The sequence below is a fragment of the Deinococcus pimensis DSM 21231 genome (assembly GCF_000519345.1).
In the GTDB taxonomy this organism is placed as follows: Bacteria; Deinococcota; Deinococci; order Deinococcales; family Deinococcaceae; genus Deinococcus_A; species Deinococcus_A pimensis.
The window spans coordinates 37036-37260 of sequence record NZ_KI912639.1 but is presented as its reverse complement, the minus strand read 5'-3'; the positions used below and the strand labels follow the sequence as shown (position 1 = coordinate 37260).

The 225-nt window shown below is 73.3% G+C and carries 1 protein-coding gene; it reads left to right on the top strand.

Features of this window, described 5'->3' with window-relative positions:
* The coding region (locus DEIPI_RS39455) for a hypothetical protein (RefSeq protein WP_045234078.1) at positions 1-225 on the top strand (225 nt) is incomplete at both ends.

The following is a 225-nucleotide window of genomic DNA, read 5'->3' as shown; positions in this document are numbered from 1 at the left end:
GGCAGAACGCGAGCGGCACCGTCCTCTCCGGGAACGTGAACCTCAAGAGCGGCCTCGTGAGCGCGGGCCTCACCACGCCCACGACGGGCGCGAGCGGCGACGCGGGCCTCTCCGTGAGCGTCTCGGGGAGCTTCGCGCTGCTCAACCCCAGCGCCGACGCACAGATCCGCAGCAACGAGACCGCGCTGGAGAGCGCGCGCCTCTCGCTCGCGAGCGCCGCCGAGA